This is a genomic window from Nonomuraea muscovyensis (assembly GCF_014207745.1).
Taxonomy (GTDB): Bacteria; Actinomycetota; Actinomycetes; order Streptosporangiales; family Streptosporangiaceae; genus Nonomuraea; species Nonomuraea muscovyensis.
Map to the genome: position 1 here is coordinate 120,145 of NZ_JACHJB010000004.1, position 18,642 is coordinate 138,786.

Annotated in this window: 14 protein-coding genes and 1 tRNA gene; 11 read left to right on the forward strand and 4 right to left on the reverse strand. The window is 73.5% G+C overall.

Annotated features, from left to right (window positions below; genetic code table 11):
- Positions 1 to 5 precede the first annotated feature (5 nt).
- The gene (locus FHU36_RS38470; RefSeq protein ID WP_185089059.1) at positions 6 to 407 is read left to right on the forward strand and encodes a hypothetical protein; all 402 of its coding nucleotides are present in this window, start codon (positions 6 to 8) and stop codon (positions 405 to 407) included.
- Between the two features lie 9 nt (positions 408 to 416).
- Here FHU36_RS38470 and FHU36_RS38475 read toward each other — a convergent pair whose 3' ends face one another.
- Genes FHU36_RS38475 through FHU36_RS38485 form a run of 3 tightly spaced genes read right to left on the reverse strand, consistent with a single transcriptional unit; the run spans position 417 to position 3,871 of the window.
- On the reverse strand, positions 417 to 1,187 hold the full coding sequence (locus tag FHU36_RS38475; protein ID WP_185089060.1) for an SDR family oxidoreductase: 771 nt from the start codon (positions 1,185 to 1,187) through the stop codon (positions 417 to 419).
- Complete coding sequence (locus tag FHU36_RS38480; RefSeq protein WP_185089061.1) at positions 1,184 to 2,221, reverse strand: phosphotransferase family protein; 1,038 nt, start codon at positions 2,219 to 2,221, stop codon at positions 1,184 to 1,186. The genes FHU36_RS38475 and FHU36_RS38480 overlap by 4 nt, the downstream gene beginning before the upstream one ends.
- Positions 2,222 to 2,230: 9 nt before the next feature.
- A complete protein-coding gene (locus FHU36_RS38485; RefSeq protein ID WP_246503223.1) occupies positions 2,231 to 3,871 on the reverse strand; it encodes an aminotransferase-like domain-containing protein in 1,641 nt (546 codons plus the stop codon).
- A gap of 57 nt (positions 3,872 to 3,928) precedes the next feature.
- Here FHU36_RS38485 and FHU36_RS38490 point away from each other — a divergent pair, with 57 nt between their 5' ends.
- From FHU36_RS38490 to FHU36_RS38525, 8 genes are all read left to right on the forward strand, one after another.
- Positions 3,929 to 4,567: a pyridoxamine 5'-phosphate oxidase family protein gene (locus FHU36_RS38490; protein WP_185089062.1), complete on the forward strand. Its 639-nt coding sequence runs from the start codon at positions 3,929 to 3,931 to the stop codon at positions 4,565 to 4,567.
- Between the two features lie 87 nt (positions 4,568 to 4,654).
- Positions 4,655 to 7,150, forward strand: a complete 2,496-nt coding sequence (locus FHU36_RS43900) for a serine/threonine-protein kinase (RefSeq protein ID WP_221497276.1) — start codon at positions 4,655 to 4,657, stop codon at positions 7,148 to 7,150.
- A gap of 112 nt (positions 7,151 to 7,262) precedes the next feature.
- Positions 7,263 to 8,957: a serine/threonine-protein kinase gene (locus tag FHU36_RS38500; protein WP_185089063.1), complete on the forward strand. Its 1,695-nt coding sequence runs from the start codon at positions 7,263 to 7,265 to the stop codon at positions 8,955 to 8,957.
- Between the two features lie 21 nt (positions 8,958 to 8,978).
- Positions 8,979 to 10,526 (forward strand): protein kinase family protein, encoded by a 1,548-nt coding sequence (locus tag FHU36_RS38505; RefSeq protein ID WP_185089064.1) that lies wholly within the window; start codon positions 8,979 to 8,981, stop codon positions 10,524 to 10,526.
- Positions 10,527 to 10,577: 51 nt separating this feature from the next.
- Positions 10,578 to 11,924: a DUF2510 domain-containing protein gene (locus FHU36_RS38510; protein WP_185089065.1), complete on the forward strand. Its 1,347-nt coding sequence runs from the start codon at positions 10,578 to 10,580 to the stop codon at positions 11,922 to 11,924.
- A gap of 70 nt (positions 11,925 to 11,994) precedes the next feature.
- Entirely contained in the window at positions 11,995 to 12,588 is a 594-nt protein-coding gene (gene orn / locus FHU36_RS38515) for an oligoribonuclease (RefSeq protein ID WP_185089066.1), read from the forward strand.
- 64 nt (positions 12,589 to 12,652) lie between these two features.
- Positions 12,653 to 12,725: transfer RNA gene (locus FHU36_RS38520), tRNA-His, on the forward strand.
- Between the two features lie 160 nt (positions 12,726 to 12,885).
- Positions 12,886 to 15,381 carry a polysaccharide lyase family 8 super-sandwich domain-containing protein gene (locus tag FHU36_RS38525; RefSeq protein WP_185089067.1) on the forward strand — a complete coding sequence of 832 codons (2,496 nt, stop codon included), beginning with the start codon at positions 12,886 to 12,888 and terminating at the stop codon, positions 15,379 to 15,381.
- A 48-nt stretch (positions 15,382 to 15,429) separates the two neighbouring features.
- Here FHU36_RS38525 and FHU36_RS38530 read toward each other — a convergent pair whose 3' ends face one another.
- Positions 15,430 to 15,657 (reverse strand): helix-turn-helix domain-containing protein, encoded by a 228-nt coding sequence (locus FHU36_RS38530; RefSeq protein ID WP_185089068.1) that lies wholly within the window; start codon positions 15,655 to 15,657, stop codon positions 15,430 to 15,432.
- Between the two features lie 484 nt (positions 15,658 to 16,141).
- On the opposite strand from FHU36_RS38530, the gene FHU36_RS46040 reads away from it, so the two are divergent.
- Both FHU36_RS46040 and FHU36_RS38540 read left to right on the forward strand, forming a co-directional pair.
- A complete protein-coding gene (locus FHU36_RS46040) occupies positions 16,142 to 16,849 on the forward strand; it encodes an LPXTG cell wall anchor domain-containing protein (RefSeq protein ID WP_185089069.1) in 708 nt (235 codons plus the stop codon).
- The gene (locus tag FHU36_RS38540) at positions 16,839 to 18,608 is read left to right on the forward strand and encodes a DUF4012 domain-containing protein (RefSeq protein WP_185089070.1); all 1,770 of its coding nucleotides are present in this window, start codon (positions 16,839 to 16,841) and stop codon (positions 18,606 to 18,608) included. Before FHU36_RS46040 ends, FHU36_RS38540 begins: the two co-directional genes overlap by 11 nt.
- Positions 18,609 to 18,642 lie beyond the last annotated feature (34 nt).

The window sequence follows — 18,642 nt, forward strand, 5'->3', positions numbered from 1 at the left end:
CACGGGTGTCGCTGCTGCTCCTGGCCACCTCGGGCTGGCTCGCGGTCCTGGTGACCGAGGCCGCGCCCGGGTCCGCCCTGCGGGTGGTCACGACGATCGTGTTCCTGCTGGTGTGCCCGGGGGCGGCCGTGATCGGGCTGGTGCGGCCGCTGCTCGGGCGGCGGGACCACACCGGTGACGCCATGGAGAGCGGAGCGCTGGCGCTGGCCATCAGCATCGGGCTCGGGATGATCGTCAGCGAGATCTACTTCCTGACGGCGACGTTCACCATGTCCCGCACGCTGATCACGCTCGCCGCCCTCACCTCGGCGGCGGCGCTCGGCGCGCTGGTGACGAGCCGGCGCGCGCACCGCGCGCCGGCGCCCCGCCGCAGCGTCAGCCGCCGCCGCGAGCCCCAGGACTGGTAGCCGCCGGGGTCAGCCGCTCGTGGTGCCGTGCACCTCTTCGGGGGGCCGCTGGCCGCCGGCCGGGCCCGGGACGCCCGCGAACCGGTACGGCACGGGCAACCTGCCCGGCTGCACCACGAGGACGGCACCCGGCTCCTCGGCGTAGAAGGCCGACTCCACGGCGGCGGCCACGTCCTCGGCCGTCAGCAGCGGGAACCCCGCGCCGCGGAACGTCTCACGCATCTCCGACACCAGTGGCGTGTCGGTGAAGCCAGGGCAGACCGCGCCGATGCGGATGCCGTCGGCGGCGAGCGGCTGGGCCAGCGCGCGCACCAGTCCCACCACGGCGTGCTTGGTCATCGTGTAGACCGGGTCGCCGTCGTAGCCGACCAGCCCGGCGAGTGACGCCGTCACCACGATCGCGCCGCCGCCCGACCGGCGCAGCGCGGGCAGCGCCGCCGCGACGCCGAACACGACGCCGTCCATGTTCACGCCGACCGCCCGGCGGTAGCGCTCCGGGTCGAAGGCGGACAGGTCGACGCCGCTGACGATCCCGGCGTTCAGGTGGACCAGGTCGAGCCGCCCGTAGGTCTCCAGGGCGAGGGCGACGGCCCGCTCCGACGTCTCGCGCTCGGTGACGTCGCCCGTCAGCGCCGTGCCGCCGAGCTCCTTGGCCAGCCGCTCGACGGCGTCGTGGTCGAGGTCGACCAGGACGCACCGTGCCCCGCCGTCGGCCAGCCGGTGGGCCGTGGCGGCCCCGATCCCGCTGGCCGCGCCGGTGATCAACGCCACTGAGCTCATGGGGCCTCCTGGTCGAGCATGCGGTGGGCACGGGCGATCAGAGTGGGCACGGCGGCGCCGATGCCGTCGAATCCCTCCCCCACGGTCTTACCCTGCCGGAAGCGGGCGTGGATACCCTCCACGATCACGGCGAGCTTGAAGTTGCCGAACGCCACGTAGAAGCCCAGGTCGGCGATGTCACGGCCGGACACCTTGGCGTAGTGGGCGGCGAACTCGGCGGCGTTGAGGAAGCCGGGCGCGAGCGTCACGTCGCCGGCGACGGGCAGGCCGGCGCGCTCGTCGTCGCCGGGATCCTGCCAGTAGGTGAGGGTGAGGCCCAGGTCGGCCAGGGGATCGCCGAGGGTGGACATCTCCCAGTCGACCACGGCCAGGATCTCCGGCGGCTCGGCGGTCAGGCGCACCAGCGTGTTGTCCAGCCGGTAGTCGCCGTGGACGAGGGTGCTCGCGGACGTGGCGGGCATGCGTCGGCGCAGCCGGGCGACCAGGCGGTCGTACTCGGGCAGGTCGGCGGTCTTCGACCGTTCCCACTGCTGTTCCCAGCGCTGGAGCTGGCGGGCGAGGTAGCCCTCGGGGCGGCCGAAGTCGGCCAGGCCCGCCTGCCGGTAGTCGACGTCGTGGATGGCGGCGAGGACCTCGGCGAGCCGTTCGGCCAGCCGCCGCGCCCGCTCGGGCGGCAGGTCGCCGAGCTGCTCCTTCGCGAGAACGGCCGTCCCGGCCACGTGGCCCATGACGTAGAACGGCGCGCCGACGACGTCCTCGTCGGCGCAGAAGGCCAGGGCGGGCGGGACCGGCACGGGCGTGCCGGCCAGGGCGGAGATGACCCGCCACTCGCGCCGCATGTCATGCGCCGTCGGCAGCACGTGACCGAGCGGCGGGCGGCGCAGCACGACGGGCTGCTCGCTCGCCTCCACGAGGTAGGTGAGGTTCGACTTCCCGCCGGAGATCAGCGACACCCCCAGGGGCTCGCCCGCGCTCGGGACGTGCGCGGCCAGCCACGCGGCCAGCCGGGGCCAGTCAATGCCGGGTACGGTCATGGGACCACATTAGAACGCCGCTCGGGTTCGCGGCGCAATGAGGCGGGCCAGGATGGCGCAGCCGCGGCGCACCTCCGGCAGCGAGGCCGAGCCGTATCCGATGACGAGGCCGTGCACCCTCGGCGGCCCGTGGTGGTGACGGTCGGTGGAGTCGAGCAGGACGCCCTCCTCCCGGGCCGCGGCGACGAGCGGCGCGACCGCGCCCGCCGGGAGCTCGGCGAGGACGTGCAGCCCCGCCGTGTCGCCGCGCAGGCGGCACACCCCGCCGAGCGCCTCGACGACGACCGCGCGGCGCCGGGCGTACTCCAGCCGCATGCGGCGCAGGTGGCGGTCGAGGTCGCCGCGTTCGAGCAGGGTGGCGACGGCCTGCTGGACAGGCCCGCTTGTCCGATCGCCCAGGTCGTCGCGCAGGGCCGCGATCCGGTGCACGAGTTCCTCGGTGCCGACCAGCCAGCCGAGGCCGACGTCGGGGGCGAGCGACTTGGACAGGGTGCCGAGCAGCACGACGCGTGACGGGTCGAGGCCGAACAGGGCGGGCAGCGGGGCCACGTCGTAGCGGAACTCCGCGTCGTAGTCGTCCTCCACCACCATCGCGCCGGTGGCGCGGGCCCAGGTGAGCAGGCGTTCGCGGCGCGGGATCGGCAGGCGCCCGCCGAGCGGGTACTGGTGGGCGGGCGTGGTGTAAAGCAGGCCGAGATCGCCGGGGAGGTCGTCGACGACGACGCCGTCCTCGTCCACCGGGCAGGGCACGATCTCGGCTCCCCTGGCCGCGAACACCGCGCGGGCCACCCGGTAGCCCGGCTCCTCGACGCCCGCCCGGCCGCCGCCGGCGAGCAGGGCCAGCGCGCACAGGTCGAGGCCGTTGCCGGTGCCGCGGGTGACGAGGATGTTCTCGGGGCCCACGGCCACGGCCCTGGTGCGCCGCAGGTGGCCGGCCAGCAGCTCCCTGAGGTGGGGCAGGCCGTACGGGTCGGGGTCGCCGCCGGGCGGCAGGTCGGCGGCCCGGCGCCAGGCCCGCTTCCAGGCGGGCTCGTCGTAGTCGCGCACCCAGGGATGACCGGGCCTGAGGTCCACCGGCCGCCCCCCACCCGCCACGCCGCCGCCCCCGGCCGCACCCGACACCCGGCCCGCCACGCCGCCGCCCGCCCCGATCACACCCGTCGCTCTGCCCGCCAAGCTCCCGCCCGGCCCGGTCACACCCGACGCCCAGCCCGCCACGCCGCCGCCCGGCCCGGTCACACCCGGCGCCCGGCCCGCCGCGTCGCCGTTTCGGCTCGTCGCGCCCGGGCCCCTGCCCGCCGCGCTGCCGCCCGGCTCCAGGAGGCCGGCGCCGCCGACCCCCGTCGCGCCGCCGACCCCCGCCGCGCGGCGGGGCGTCTCGGCGGGGGCGACGAACGTGCCCGAGCCGTGCCGCCCTTCCAGCCACCCCTCGGCGTACAGCTGCTGGAACGCCTCCGTGATCACCGTCCGGCTCACTCCGAGCTGCGCGGCGAGCCCGCGTGAGGACGGAAGCCGCTCCCCCGGCGCCAGCGTGCCCGCCAGCATGGCCCGCCGCAGCCAGTCGGCGAGCTGGGCCGAGAGCGGCGTGGCCGCGTCCCGGTCCAGGGATACGGGCAGGTCGGCGAGACTGCGCACGTAAGTGGTCTCCAAGAAGTGCTCGATAGTGGCCCTACAGGATAGGTCCACTTCGCGGCTATCGTCGAACGCATGCTCTCCACCACACCCCGCACCAGGCTCGGCCGCGAGAAGCACCGCGGCAGCACCGACAGGAACGACCTGTACGAGGTGCTCGACACCGGGTTGTTCTGCCACCTGGGCGTGGTGGCGGACGGCCACCCGATGGTGGTGCCCACCGGCTACGGGCGCGTCGGCGAGACCCTCTACCTGCACGGCTCCACCGGCGCCCGCTCGCTGCGCGCCGGCGAGGGCACGGAGGTCTGCGTCACGGTCACGCACGTGGACGGGATCGTGCTGGCCCGGTCGGTGTTCAACCACTCCGTGAACTACCGCTCGGCGATCATCTACGGCCGGGCCAGGATGGTGACGGACGAGGAGGAGCGGCTGGAGGGCCTGCGGGCGCTGACCGAGCAGCTCGCGCCCGGCCAGTGGGACTACGCCCGGCAGCCGTCGCGCAAGGAGCTGGCGGCCACGGCCGTGCTGGCCCTGTCGCTGGAGGAGGCGTCCGTCAAGATCAGGCGCGGCGCGCCGAACGACGAGGACGAGGACTACGCGCTGCCCGTCTGGGCGGGGGTGCTCCCCCTGGAGACCTCGTGGGGCGTTCCGGTGCCCGACCCGGTGCTCCCAGAAGGTATGGACGTACCTGTTCACATCAGCGGCCGGCGGTAGTTCCATGAAACAGGAACCATTCGGCAAACCTCGCCCCTAGATCACGCGTCTCATCAGGTGGGGCCGGCTCCTGATGGGAGGCAGGCAATGGAGTGGAGCGCTCCGGGTTACACGGAGGTCAGGCAGCTCGGCGCGGGTGCCAGCGGCCGGGTCGTGCTCGCGGTGCACGACGACACGGGCGTCAAGGTCGCGGTCAAGTACCTCTCGGAGCGCCTGCTGCGGGACCCGGAGGCGCTGGGCCGGTTCCAGGCGGAGGCCCGGCTGCTGATGACGCTGCGCGACCAGCACATCGCCACACTGTGGGAGTACGTGCAGGAGCCCGCGGGCGCGGCCATCGTCATGGAGCTGGTCAACGGCGTCTCGCTGCGCGCGCTGCTGCGCGAGAACGGCACGACGGGCCCGGAGGCGGCGCTGGTCGTGCTCAAGGGTTCGCTGCTCGGCCTCGCCAGGGCGCACGCGACGGGCCTGGTGCACCGCGACTACAAGCCCGAGAACGTCATCGTCCGCCCCGACGGCGTCAGCAAGCTCGTCGACTTCGGCATCGCCGTGCGCGAGGGCACGGTCTCGACCCCGGCGGGCACGCCGCCGTACATGGCGCCGGAGCTGTGGGCGGGCGCGCCGGCCTCGCCCGCGACCGACGTGTACGCGGCCACGGCGGTCTTCTTCGAGTGCCTGACCGGTCACCGGCCCTACCGGTCGACCGAGCCGAGCGTGCTCGGCTACCAGCACGTGTACGCGCCCATCCCGGTGCACGACGCCCCCGAGCCGGTACGCGAGCTGCTCATGCGCGGCCTGGCCAAGGACCCGGCCGAGCGGCCCGCCCGCGCCGAGGCGTTCGTGGCCGCGCTGGAGGAGGCGGCCAGGGCCGCCTACGGCGAGGACTGGGAGGAACGCGGCAGGCGGCGGCTGGCCGCGCTGGTGGCGCTGCTCGCCCTGCTGCTGCCGACGCCGGAGCCGGCGCCCGCCGAGGTCTCCACCTCGCTGGCACGGACCGTGTTTCGCGGGGCGGCGCGCGGCGCGCGCGACAACGCGGTACGGCTCGGCATGGGTGCCGGGCTGGCCGCCGTGGTGGCCGTCGCCGCCGTGGCCGTGCTGTCCGGGCGGACGCAGGCACCGAAGACCTTCGACGTGGCGGCCGCGCCGTCGCAGTCGGCGCCCCCGGGCCAGCTCGGTTCCCCGGAGCCCGAACCCGAGCCGGGTGGCGGCGGCTCGCCGGAGCCCGCCACACCCGGGAGCGTGACCGGCGACCCGTCACCCGCCGTCCTGCCGTCCGTGCCCCAGACCGGCGGCCCCCGGACCGGCCCTCCGGAGACCGGCGGCACGGAGACCGGCTCCCCGCGCACGACGCCGCCGCGGACGCCCGACCCTCGGACGAGCACCCCCCGGCCGAGCACTCCCCGGACCACCACCCCGCAGACGATCAGCCCGACCACGGCCACCCCCACACGGACACCCACCCCCACCCCCACGCCAACCCCCACACCGACGCCCACACCGACCCCGACCCCCACGCCAACCCCGACTCCCACCCCCACGCCGACCCCGACCCCGACCCCCACGCCGGTCACGTCGGTGGCCGCCATCGGTGTCGGCGGGCTCACGGTGAACGCCGACGCCGTCGCCGCCACGACGGTCACGATCCGGGCCACCGGCACCGCTCCCGTCACCGCCACCGCCACCTGGGCCGTCGGTGGCGCCGTCGTCCACACCCAGCGGTTACGCCTGAGCGGCGACACCTCCTACACCCGTACGCTCCGCCACGACCTCGGGGAGCGTCCCTGCGGCAGGACGGTCACCCTGACCGTCGCCACCGACCCCGCCGCGCCCGGCGGCGCCAGGACGGCCACGCTGGCCGTGCCGCGCTGCCCCACCACGGTCACCGACCTGCGGGTGGCCCTGTCCATGGCCGCCTCGCCCGGCCGGGCGGCGTCCGCGCGGATCCGGGTGCTGACCAGTGGCACGGCGACGGTGCCGGTGCGGGCCAGGTTCGCGGTGAACGGCGACACGGTCGCCACCAAGGAGGCGGCGCTGTCCGGCGGCACCGCCTACTCCCGGTCGCTCGGCCACGCCTTCCGCAGCCGCCCGTGCGGCGCCACGGTCTCGGTGCTGGTGACGGCCGGGGACCGGCAGGCCACGGCCCGCGCCCGGGTGAACTGTCCCCCGGCCGTCCGGCGGGTGTCGATCGTGCGCGCGGTGATGACCGAGCGCGGCACCGCCACGGCGGTCGTCGCGGTGAACACGGTCGACGAGCAGCCCGTCCGGCTGACCGTCTCGTTCACCGTGGGCGGGCTGGCGCGTACCGAGCAGCTCACGCTGTCCGGCGGCACCTCCTACACCAGGACCGTCGGCCACCCGTTCGGCGAGGTGCCGTGCGGCGCGACGTGGCAGGTCCGGGCTGCCACCGGCCCGGCGGCCGGCAACGGCACCGCCCGCGCGTCGGGACGCACCGCCGCCTGCCCGCCCTCGGAGCCGCCGCAGGAGGAGCCACAGGAGGACGGCCCGGCACGGGAGCCGGGCACCGGGGACGGCCGGACGCAGGAGTCACCGGCCACCGGCGCGAGGCCGCCGGGTCCGGCCCACTGACCTGTGATTTCAACCTCATTCGTGCACTCATGGGCGGAAAGCTGTCCCTTGTGGTTAAGCTACGGTGCGTTTGTTTTGGGTGGGGGCCCAGAAGACTCCAGAGGAGACCGTTATGCACGGTGATGAACAGTGGGGGGTCCCTGGGTACAGCGCCGTCCGCGAGCTGGGGAGCGGTTCCGCCGGCCGGGTGGTCCTGGCGAGGCGTGACCACGACGGCGCCGAGGTCGCCGTCAAGTACCTGTCCGACCAGCTCAGGTACGACGTGGGCTTCGTCGCCCGCTTCCGGCACGAGGCCCGGCTGCTCGCCACCCTGCGCAGCCCGTACAACGCCCGGCTGATCGACTACGTCGAGACCGGCTCCGGCGCGGCGATCGTCATGGAGCTCGTCAACGGGGTGTCGCTGCGCCAGCTCCTGCGGTCGGAGGGGCCCACGGGGCCGGAGGCCGCGCTGACCGTGCTCAAGGGCTCGTTGAAAGGCCTGGCGGCAGCCCACGCGATCGGCGTGGTGCACCGCGACTTCAAGCCCGAGAACGTCGTCGTCCAGGGCGACGGCGTCAGCAAGCTCGTCGACTTCGGCATCGCCGTGCGGGCCGGCGAAGGCGGCAGCGCCGCCGGCACCCCGCCGTACATGGCCCCGGAGCAGTGGTCGGGAGCGCCCGCCGCGCCCGCCACCGACGTCTACGCCGCCACGGTGGTGTTCTTCGAGTGCCTCACCGGCGCCCGGCCCTTCCGCGCGTCCAACGTGGCCGCGCTCGCGCGGCAGCACCAGAGCGTGCAGCCACCGGTCGAGGAGGTGCCCGCGGCGCTGCGCGGCCTGGTCGAGCGCGGCATGGCCAAGAACGCCGCCGAGCGCCCGCCGTCCGCCGAGGCGTTCCTCACCGAGCTGGAGGCCGTCGCGGCCGAGGCGTACGGGCCGGACTGGGAGGAGCGCGGACGCCGTCGCCTCGCGCGGCTCGCGGGCCTGCTCGCCCTGCTCTTCCCCAGCACGCCGGAGGCGCCGGCGGAGACCCAGACCTCGCTCGCCGAGACCACGTTCGACGAGCCGTCCAGCCTGCTCGCCAAGCTCTCCTCGAAGATCCTCATCGGTGCCGTCTGCGTGGGCCTGCTGGTGGGCGTGACGATGGTCGCGGTGAACGCCTTCGACGACACGGCGCTGCGGGCGCAGAGCTCGGAGGTGACGCCCACCACGGCGGCGCCCGCGACCCTCGAACCCGCGGACGACACCACCGACGACACCACCGACGGGCCGACCGACGAGCCGACCGACGATGTCCCGGAGGAGACCGACGAGCCCACCGCGTCGCCCACCGGTCCGCCGTCCGACGATCCCGCGCCGCAGCCGACGACGTCGGCGAGCGTCGCCGTCCCGGTCGCCACCACGAAGAGCCCCACGCCCAAGCCGTCGAAGTCCCCGTCGCGCCGGCCCACGCCCACCCCGGCCAGGACGACCGAAGAGCCGGCCCCGAGCGAGTCGCCCGCCCCGGACATCACCGGCACGGTCGACGACCCGCCCACCACGCAGGTGACGTCGCGGGCGCCCAGCCCGTCCCCCTCGCGCTCCACCGCCTCCCCCCGCCCCGACCCCAGTCCCTCGACGACCACGCCCACCGGTACGCCGACTCCGACCATCGACGACAACGGGCCGGGCACCCCCAGGGCGGCCCAACCCGACGGAGGCACGCCCGCCCCCGAGACCGGCGAGACGGCCGTCGCGCTGCTCGCGGCCGGGCTGGTGACGTCGGGGACGGTTCCGGTCACACTTGCGGTGAAGCGCCGCATGGCGGGGCGGCACCGGAGGAAGCGCTAGCGGCACCGGGGAGCGACGGCGATGGAGAACACGAGAGACGGAATCGCCGGCTTCCGGCTCACCCAGCACACCTGGCTCACCGAGCTGGGCAACTGGATCGACGCGATCTCGCCCGACGGCCGCAGGGCCGGGGCGCTGCTGTTCGATCCGAGGGTGATCGGGCTGCCCGGCGTGCGCGAACGGGTCGTGGCGGCCGTGCTGACCGACCAGCGGCTGGTGACGAGCGGGATCGGCGGCCTGATCCCGGTGGCCGACATGGTCGCGGCCGGCGAGCAGGTCTGGCTGCTCACCGCCCAGGCGGTCAGCCCCACGCTGACCGACCTGGCGGCCTCGGGCCAGGTCGACCCGGGCGGCGCGGCGGCGGTGCTGGTGGACACGGCGCAGACGCTGCTCGCCCTGCACGCGGCCGGGGTCACGCACGGCTCGCTGCACCCGAGGACCGTGGTCATCGGGGCCGACGGGGTGGCACTGCTGTCGGAGCGCGGACTGGCCGACGCCATCCGCGGCCAGATCTCGCCGCCCGAGCGGGACCTGGCGTCATGGGCCTCGCTGGCCCGCGACCTGGCCTCGTCCATGCGCGGCGGAGGGGGCGTCACCGCCCGCGGCGCGGCCGGCACGCCCGGCATGGCGAGCGACCCGTACGGCGCGGCCGGTGGCGCCCTCGGCGGGGCGGCGGCCGTGGAACTGTTCGAGCGGGCGGCGGCGACGGCGACCACGTACGGCCTGGCCGCCGCCAGGGACCTGCTGCTCGGCGGGCGCGAGGCGCTGCCGGGCGGCGTGATCAGCCGTGAAGGGCTCATCCTGGCGGCACGCGGCCGGTCGGCGTTCGCCCGGCAGCCCGCGTACGAGCAGCCTCCCGCCCACGGCGCGGGCCCCCGCGACGAGGGCGACATCGTGACGCTCCTGCACGTGCCGGGCGGCGGTCAGGCGGGCGGGCCCGGCGGCGGGTACGGCGGCGCGTCGGGCGACGCGTACGGCGCCGCGTCGGGCGGCTCGTACGGCGGCGGGACGGGTGACGGCGGTTCCTCGGGACCGATGCGGTTCGGGCCGGGCGTCGAGACGCGGCAGGAAGCGCAGGAGACCACCGCGGAGCGGATCTGGCGGGAGGGGAAGGCCGAGGCGGAGACCCTGCAGCGGGCCGGCAGGGTCCACGGCCGGGCCGCCCGCGCGCGGCGCCGCCGGACGGTCGTGTCGGCGGCGGTGTTCGCGGTCATCATGGCCGGGGCGATCCTGGCCTGGCTGAAGCTCGGCGACACCCCGGCGCTGGCGGTCGCCTCGATCGAGGTCGAGGGGCCGAGGAAGACGCAGGGCTGCGACAGCGCCGTGGTCGTCAGGGGCACCATCGTCACCAACGGCGCCCCGGGAGAGGTCAGCTACGAGTGGCGCAAGAGCACCGACGACGAGGTGGTCAAGCAGACGCTGCGCACCACCTCCGACCGGACCTCCTACGAGGTGCCGCTGCGGTGGCGGCTCAAGGGCCGCAGCACCGTCAAGGCCACGGCCACGCTCGTCGTGGTGTCGCCCGGCCCGCGCATGACGGACAAGGCGTCGTTCACCTACAAGTGCTGAGCCGCCCCACCGAACAATGCGCATCAAAGCGGTTCTTACTAATCTGGCGGCATGACCACGCAGACCCCCGCGGGCTGGTACCCCGACCCCTACGGATCGCCCCAACTCCGCTGGTGGGACGGCAGCCAGTGGACCGACGCCACCCACCCGCTGGAGCCGGGCGCTCAGCCGCAGCAGCAGGCGGGGCCGCAGCAGCCATCAGGGCCGCAGACCGTTCCTGACGCGCCGGCCACGCCGGCCAATCCGACGCTCCGGTTCGGCGAACCGCTGCCGGGACAGTCCCCGTACGGGGAGAGCCCGCTCGCCGGGCAGCCGTCCGGGCCGGGCGAGGGTCAGCCGCCGTTCGACGCGCCCTCGGGACCGGGCGCGCCCGGCCAGGCGGGATACGGCGGGCCCGGCCACGGTCAGCCCCCGTCCGGGCCGGGCGGGTACGAGCAACCCCCGTCCGGGCCGGCGTCGCACGGGCAACCGGGCTACGGTCAGCAGGGTTACAGCCGGCCGGGTTACGGTCAGCCCGGTCCTGGGCCGGGCGGGTACGAGCAGTCGGCGTACGGGCAGGGCGGGTACGAACCCGCGTACGGGCCGGGGCACCAGCCGGGTCAGTGGGGCGGCGCGCAGCCGCCCGGTCCGGGCTTCGGCCGGCCGCCGAAGCGGAGCAACCCGCTGCCCTGGGTGCTCGGCGGCGTGGCCGCGCTGGTCGTGATCGGCGTGCTCGCCGCCGCGGCGATCTTCCTGGTCAACCGCGGCGACTCCACGGGCACCGCGTTGCCGACGCCGACGCCCACCGAGACCGATACCGAGCAGTTCCCCGACCCCGGCCAGTCCTCGGAGCCGCCGCCTCCGACGGCCGAACTGCCGCAGCCGCAGGACGGCCGCATCACCGACGCGCAGGCCGGCCTGTCCTACGCGCCGCCGAAGGGCTGGAGCGTGCCCGCCGCCGCCTCCATCAACGGCACCAGCCCGGCGCAGCAGCGCTGGTCGAGCGGTGTGCAGGCGGTCTCGCAGGAGAAGTACGACGGCACCGACGACTGGATCGGCAACATCTACACAGGCCTGCTCAACGAGCTCTACCCCTACTCGGGCAGCCAGAGCCTGGGCACCACGGCCAAGGCGGTCTTCGCCGACTTCGCCAGGTTCTACCAGCTCCCCCACGAGACCAAGATCGTCGCGGACAAGGCGACGAAGGTGGGCGACAAGGACGCGTGGGTGTTCCAGTTCGAGCTCGACTTCAGCAAGGTGTCGAAGGATCGGGACTACAAGTGGAAGAAGGAGAACGGCGCGATCGTCCTCGTGGATCGCGGTGCGGGCGAGCGTCCGGCCATCGTGTACGTGTCCGTTCCGGACAATCTCGGCACCGATGTGGTGGATCAGGTTCTCGGCTCGCTGAAGCCGGCCTGACACATGGCACTAGGCTGGACGTGTGAGCAAGCGGGCGGGCAGCTCCGAGCCGCTTGGGCGAGGAGTGCGAATGAGTGACTTGCTGGTCTGGATCGACTGCGAGATGACCGGGCTCGACCTCGGTCGCGATGCTCTCGTCGAGGTGGCGTGCGTCATCACCGACAGCGAGCTCAACCAGGTGGACGAGGGCGTCGATGTGGTCATCAAGCCGCCGCCCGAGTCGCTGGAGCAGATGTCGCAGGTGGTCCGCGAGATGCACACCGCCTCGGGCCTGCTGCCCGAGCTTCAGGGCGGGGTGACGCTCGCTGAGGCCGAGTCGCTCGTGCTCGACTACATCCGCCGCCACATCCCGGAGCCGAAGAAGGCGCCGCTCTGCGGCAACTCCATCGGCACCGACCGGACGTTCCTCGCGCGCGACATGCCCGCGGTCGACGCCCACCTGCACTACCGGATGATCGACGTCTCGTCGATCAAGGAGCTGGTGCGGCGCTGGTACCCCCGCGTCTACTTCGCCGCGCCGGAGAAGCAGGGCGGGCACCGGGCACTGGCCGACATCACCGAGAGCGTCAGGGAGTTGCGCTACTACCGGGCGGCGGTGTTCGTGGCGCAGCCGGGCCCCGACTCGAACACGGCGCGGACACTCGCCGAGCGTGTCACGGGCTAGTCAATGGCGTAAAGACTCCCGAACACCGCTACACTTTTCCTGTGCCGCCATCGCGCGGCGCATGGTGGGTGTAGCTCAGTTGGCAGAGCGCCAGGTTGTGGTCCTGGATGTCGAGGGTTCAAGTCCCTTCACTCACCCTGAGTCACGAAGGGCCCGGGCCGGGATCATCGGCCGGGCCCTTCGTCGTTCCACCCGGGCGGCAGACCGGGTGGTCCGCGGGTCCTGGGCTGACAAAAGTAGATCATGTAGGGTGAGCCCGGCATACCCCCCAACGGCCTGGAGCCCGCCGTGCCGAACATGTCCCGTCGCCAGGTTCTCTCCCTGCTCCCCGCCGCCGGTCTGCTCGCCGTAGCCGCCCCTTCGCGTGCCGCGGCGGGGATCGACCACGCGCGACTGCTCGCCAACACCGTGGCGATCTTCGCCGGGACCCCGGACGTCAACGCCCGCCCCGAGGTCGCCGGCAAGCTCGCGACGATCGCCGGCACCGCCGGGCAACGGCTGGCCGCCATGGACCGGGCGGGCGCCGGTGAGCTGTTCTCGGGCCTGCGGCTCGGCACCGACGACGCCAACCTGCGCCTGGCCTTCCAGTACCTGTACGAGATCGCGCTGGCCACCCGCACGCCGGGTGGCGGGCTCGTCGACGACGTCGCCGCCCAGCGGCGGGTCGCCGAAGGTCTCCAGTGGTTGCACGAGCGCCACTACGGCGACCAGTCCAAGGGCTACTACGGCAACTGGCACAACTGGGAGATCGGCATCTCCACCCACGTGAGCAGGACGCTGGTCCTGCTCGCCGAGAGGCTACGGGAGGAGCGGCCCGACCTGACGGCGACCTACCTCGCCTCGATGGACGCCTACCTGCGCAACGGCAAGGACGGCGACGTCGACCTCGACTCGCGTTTCCACACCGGGGCGAACCTGGCCGACATCACCGCCAACCGGATCCTCCAGGGCGCGCTCACCGGCGACGACGCCCGCGTCGGCAAGGCCATCTCCGATCAGGCCACGGTCTTCGCCACGATCGACCCCTACGACCTGCGGCACGGGGTCACCGACGGCTACTACCGCGACGGCTCCTTCATCCAGCACCACTCGGTCGCCTACACCGGCTCCTACGGGCGCATCCTGCTGACCCGCGTCGTGCAGACCCTCAAGATGCTCCAGGGCGCGACGAGCGGCGACGCCTCCGACCTGGCCGGCGTCGTGTACCGCTGGATCGCCGACGGCTTCGCCCCGCTGATCTTCGAGGGCTGGATGATGGAGATCGTCAAGGGGCGGGCGGCCTCGCGCACCACCACCGGCTACGCCGACGTCGGAGTGATCGTGGAGGCCATCGCCGACCTGGCCGACCACGTCGAGGACGCCGGCGCGCTCGCTCTGCGGAAGTACGTCAGGTTCCTGCCGCCCGCCGACACGGCCGCCTTCGTCTCCCCGGTCAGCATCGCCCGTTACGCGGCCATCCGCCTCGACTCCGCCGTCCCGGCCGCCGACCTGAACCCGCCCGAGCGCAGCGTGGCCTTCAACGCCATGGACAGGACCGTCCACCGGCGCCCCGGCTACGCCTTCGCCCTGGCGCGCAGCTCCGACCGGATCAGCAAGTACGAGTACATGAACGGCGAGAACCTGATGCCCTGGTTCCAGGGCGACGGCGCCTACTACCTCTACCTCGCGGGCGAGGACCAGCGCGAGGTCTTCGGCGTCGACTACTACACGACCGTCTCGCCGTACCGGCTGGCCGGGGTCACCGCGCCGGTGGAGGAGCGACGGACGGTGCCCGAGTCGTACGGCCGGTTCTGGTACGAGAACCCGGGTCATCCGCTGAACTTCACCTCCTCCTCGGAGTCCCAGAACACCTACGTGTACTTCCCCCGCGCCGGGAACACCTTCTCCGGCGGCGCGACGCTCGGCGCCTACGGGGCGGCCGGCATGGTGCAGTCCGACGACGCCGCGTACACCGCCAAGGAGGCCGGCATCCTGCCCGGCGACTTCGTCGCCTACCGGAACGCCCGCGCGACCAAGTCCTGGTTCATGCTCGACGACGAGATCGTCGTGCTGGCCGCGGGAGTCTCCGGCCAGGGCGGCCGCGATGCGGTGACCACCGTGGACAGCCGCATCGCCGCTCCCGGCGACGCGATCGAGCTCACCGGCGAGCGCTGGGACGGCAGGGCCTGGCAGGCGGGCGACACCAGGCCCCCACGCTGGCTGCGCTACGCCAACGGCACCCGCCGCACCGCGATCGGCTACGCCTTCCTCACCAGGCAGCCCGTCGCGGCGGGGGTGGAGACGGTGACCCGCAGCCGCAGAGTCGTCCGCACCGCCAACCCCGACACCAGCGTGACCAAGAACGTCTTCACCGCCTCGATCACCCACCCCGCCACCGGCGGCGTCCCCACCCTCGCCTACGCCCTGGTCCCCAACGCGACCGAGACCCATCTGCGCCGCTACGCGGACGGTCCGCTGACCGTCCTGGCCAACGACGGCCGCGTGCAGGCGATCAAGCATGAGACCCTCGGGATCGTCGCCGCCAACGTCTTCGCCGACGGCCCCCGCCACGCCGGGCGCCTGCTCGTCTACGGCCCCGCCTCGGTCATCGTGCGGTCCGGCGAGCACACGACCGTCGCCCTGTCCGACCCCACGATGAGACGCGACCGCGTCGCCGTCGTCCTGCACGGCCCGCCCCTCAGGCTCGACGCGGCCGACGAGGGGGTGACGGTACGGCGCGTGCCGGGCGGCACCCTGATCCAGGCGGCGACCCGCCACGCCCACGGCCGCACCTTCACCGCCACCCTGCGCTGATCCGGCCCTCGGTGATCGATCCGGCGGGCGGAAGGCTGTGCCGCCGGGTCAGTTGTCGCGCCGGGAGAGCCAGAGGCCGATGGCGGTGACGCGGGAGTCCACTCCCAGCTTCGCGTAGATGCGGTTGACGTGGTTCTTGACCGTCTTCTCGCTCAGGAAGAGCCGCCGCGCGATCTGGCCGTTGGACTGACCGGTCGCGATCAGGTCCATGACCTCGGCCTCACGCTTGCTCAACGACGTGAGCACGCTCTCGAACGCTGCGTCGTCGACTCTCATCCGGCCTCCGGGTTCGCGCAGACGGGCAGAATCGCCGAGGGCCCCCGCGCTTCCGGCGTTAGTGGTAGACAGCGAGCATAACTCGCATTGACACGATTTGGGGGACGTTAAGGAGAAAACGCCAATGTTCTGGCAGAGGCGGCGAAGGGGCCAGGTCAGCCGGTGCCGGCTCCCCCTCCGGGGCGGTCCGGCAAGATCACCAGATGCGAACCCTCCACGGAACCGCGCAGAGCGGGCCGAAGCGGGCCGAGCCCGACTCGGGGGCAGGACACGGGGGCTTGATCGACCGTCAACATATGGAGAATCAATCGCCCGCATTCGGTAAGGCGTGTGCGGCGCACGAAGCCCCCCATGAGGCGGCACATATAACGGGTTTCATAGCGAACATGTCGCTGGCATGCCGGGCGAAATGTTCCAGGGCCCGCACTACCGTCACGGGGAGTCCGAAATGGCAATAAAAATCAGGAAATCTATCCTGGCCGCGGTGGCCATAGGGAGTGGATTGGCGTTCGCCGGCACGGGGATGGCGACGGAGGCCAGTGCCGCCTCCCACCCGTCGCCCATGATGGCGGCGCTCCAGCCGTACCCGCCGCAGCCGATCGACTGCGACTCCGAGGGGAACGACGTCGTCGTCTGCGCCGACATCACGAACAACAACGTGAACGACAACGACAACCACGCGGACGCCGATGCCGTCGCCATCTCGCAGTCGGAGCAGGAGCAGTTCGACAACGCGCTGACCTCCGACGACCCGAACCTCGCGCCTCTCGGGGACTTCAGCGACATCCAGTCGTTCCCGAGCGCCAACGAGCTCGACAGCGCCACGGGCCCCGTCCAGCCCGGCCTCCTCGACCACGAAGGCGATGACGAGGACGGGGACGACGGCGAGGACGGTGAGGACGGCGACGACTCCGACGGCACGTCCGAGGACAGCAGCTCCAACCAGGACAAGCACTTCACCATCGACATCGGTGACAAGGACCACGACTTCGACAAGGACTTCGGCCACGGTTGGTGGGACGAGGACGAGTGCTTCGAAGGGTACTGCGAGAAGGTCGTCAAGAAGGAGCTGCCCATGACGGGCTCGTCCTCCGTTAGCACCCTGGCAGGGGCCGGCACCGGCCTGCTGCTCGCCGGCGCGGCCGGCACGCTCATCGCCATGAGGCGTCGTCGCTCCACCGATGCCAAGTAAGACACGCCTCAACCGGCGTCACGTCGTCGTATACGGGCTGCTGGGCCCCGTGGCCTGCCTCGCGCTGGCCGGGGGGTGGTCGGCGCGTCTCGGACTGAACGTGCGGGAGCAGCTCCAGGCGACCAAGGACGCCCTGGAGAACCTCCCCGTGGGCGACCCCGCTCGACTGGGCGGGGCGCTCGCGCTCGCGCAGCGGCACGCGGCCGAGGCGCGCCGGCTCACCAGCGGCCAGGACTGGTCGTTGCTCGCCCACTCACCCGTGGTGGGTGACGGGGCGACGACCGTTCGCGGGCTCGCCGAGTCGGCCGCCGACCTGACCAGCGTGCTGGCCGGCGTCCACCAGGCCGGCGCGGGGCTGATCCAGGCGGGCGGCTTCTCCATGGACGACATGGGCAAGCTGCTGGACGGACTGGACTCCGCCGCGCCGGCCCTGGCGGCCGCCACCACGAAGATCGCCGGCACGCGGGCCCGCCTGGCGGCCACCCCGGCGCAGACCGGCGTCGACCTGGTGGACGAGGCGCGGGCCACGGCGCTGCGCGAGATCGACCGGCTGCACGGCTGGCTCGACACCGCCTCCGACGCCGCCGCACTGCTTCCTCCGATGCTGGGCCGCGAAGGCCCACGCCGCTACTTCCTGGCGTTCCAGACCAACGCCGAGGCACGCGCGACCGGCGGGCTGGTCGGCGCGTTCGGCATCCTCAAGGCGAGCCGCGGCGGGCTCGCCATCGAGGGTCTCTCCTCCAACAGCGCCCTGGCGACCAGCCCGCGGCCGGTCGTCCACCACGGGCCCACCTACACCGCCCGCTACGGGCGCAACGCCCAGGCCAAGCTCAACATCTCCAACCTCTCCCCGCACTTCCCCTACGCCGCCGAGACCTGGACCGCCCTGTGGGAGCGCCAGCACGGCCGGCGGCTGGACGGCGCCATCGCCACCGACCCCGTCGGCCTGTCCCACCTGCTGCGGCTGATCGGGCCCGTCTCCCTGCCCGGCGGCGAGCAGGTGAGCGCCGACAACGTCGTGGACCTCACCGAACGGCAGGCCTACGCCCGCTACGACGACCAGCACGCCCGCAAGAGGTTCCTCATGCGGATCGCCGGCGCGGTCGCCGACGAGGTGACCCGCGCCCGGCCGGACCCGCGGCAGGTGCTGCCCGTCCTGTCGAAGATGGTGCGCGAGCGCCGGCTGCAGGTCTGGAGCCGCAGGAACGTCGAAGAGCGGCGCCTGGCGGCGACCCCGCTGGGCGGCACGCTGCCCGGACGGCCCGGACCGTACGCGAGCGTGGTGATCAACAACTCGGCGGGCAACAAGCTCGACTACTACCTGGGCCGGCAGGTGGAGTACTGGCTCGGCCCGTGCCGCGCCGACGGGTACCGCGTCTCGCGGGTGCGGGTCCGGTTGGTCAACGACGTGCCCCGGCGCAAGCTGCCCGACTACGTCGTCAGCCGGCTCGACGAGCCGGCCCGGCGCCACGCCCGCGGCTCCAACCTGCTGTGGGTGTCGCTCTACACCGCACCCGGCACCAGGATCGGCGGCGTGCGGATCGACGGCGAGAGCGCGTCGGTGCTGCAGGCGGTCGAGCGCTCCCACCCGGTCCTCACGACGATGATGGAGTTCGCGCCCCGGCAGGCGCGCACGCTGGAGTTCCACCTGCTGGAGCCCGCGTCGCAGGCCAGGCCGGTGGTGCCCGTCCAGCCGCTGGCCCGCCCGCAGCAGACGCGGGTCGTCTGGGACACCAGGGGCTGCACTCCCGACGGCTGAGCCCCGCACCACCCGACCCGGACGACCCGACCCG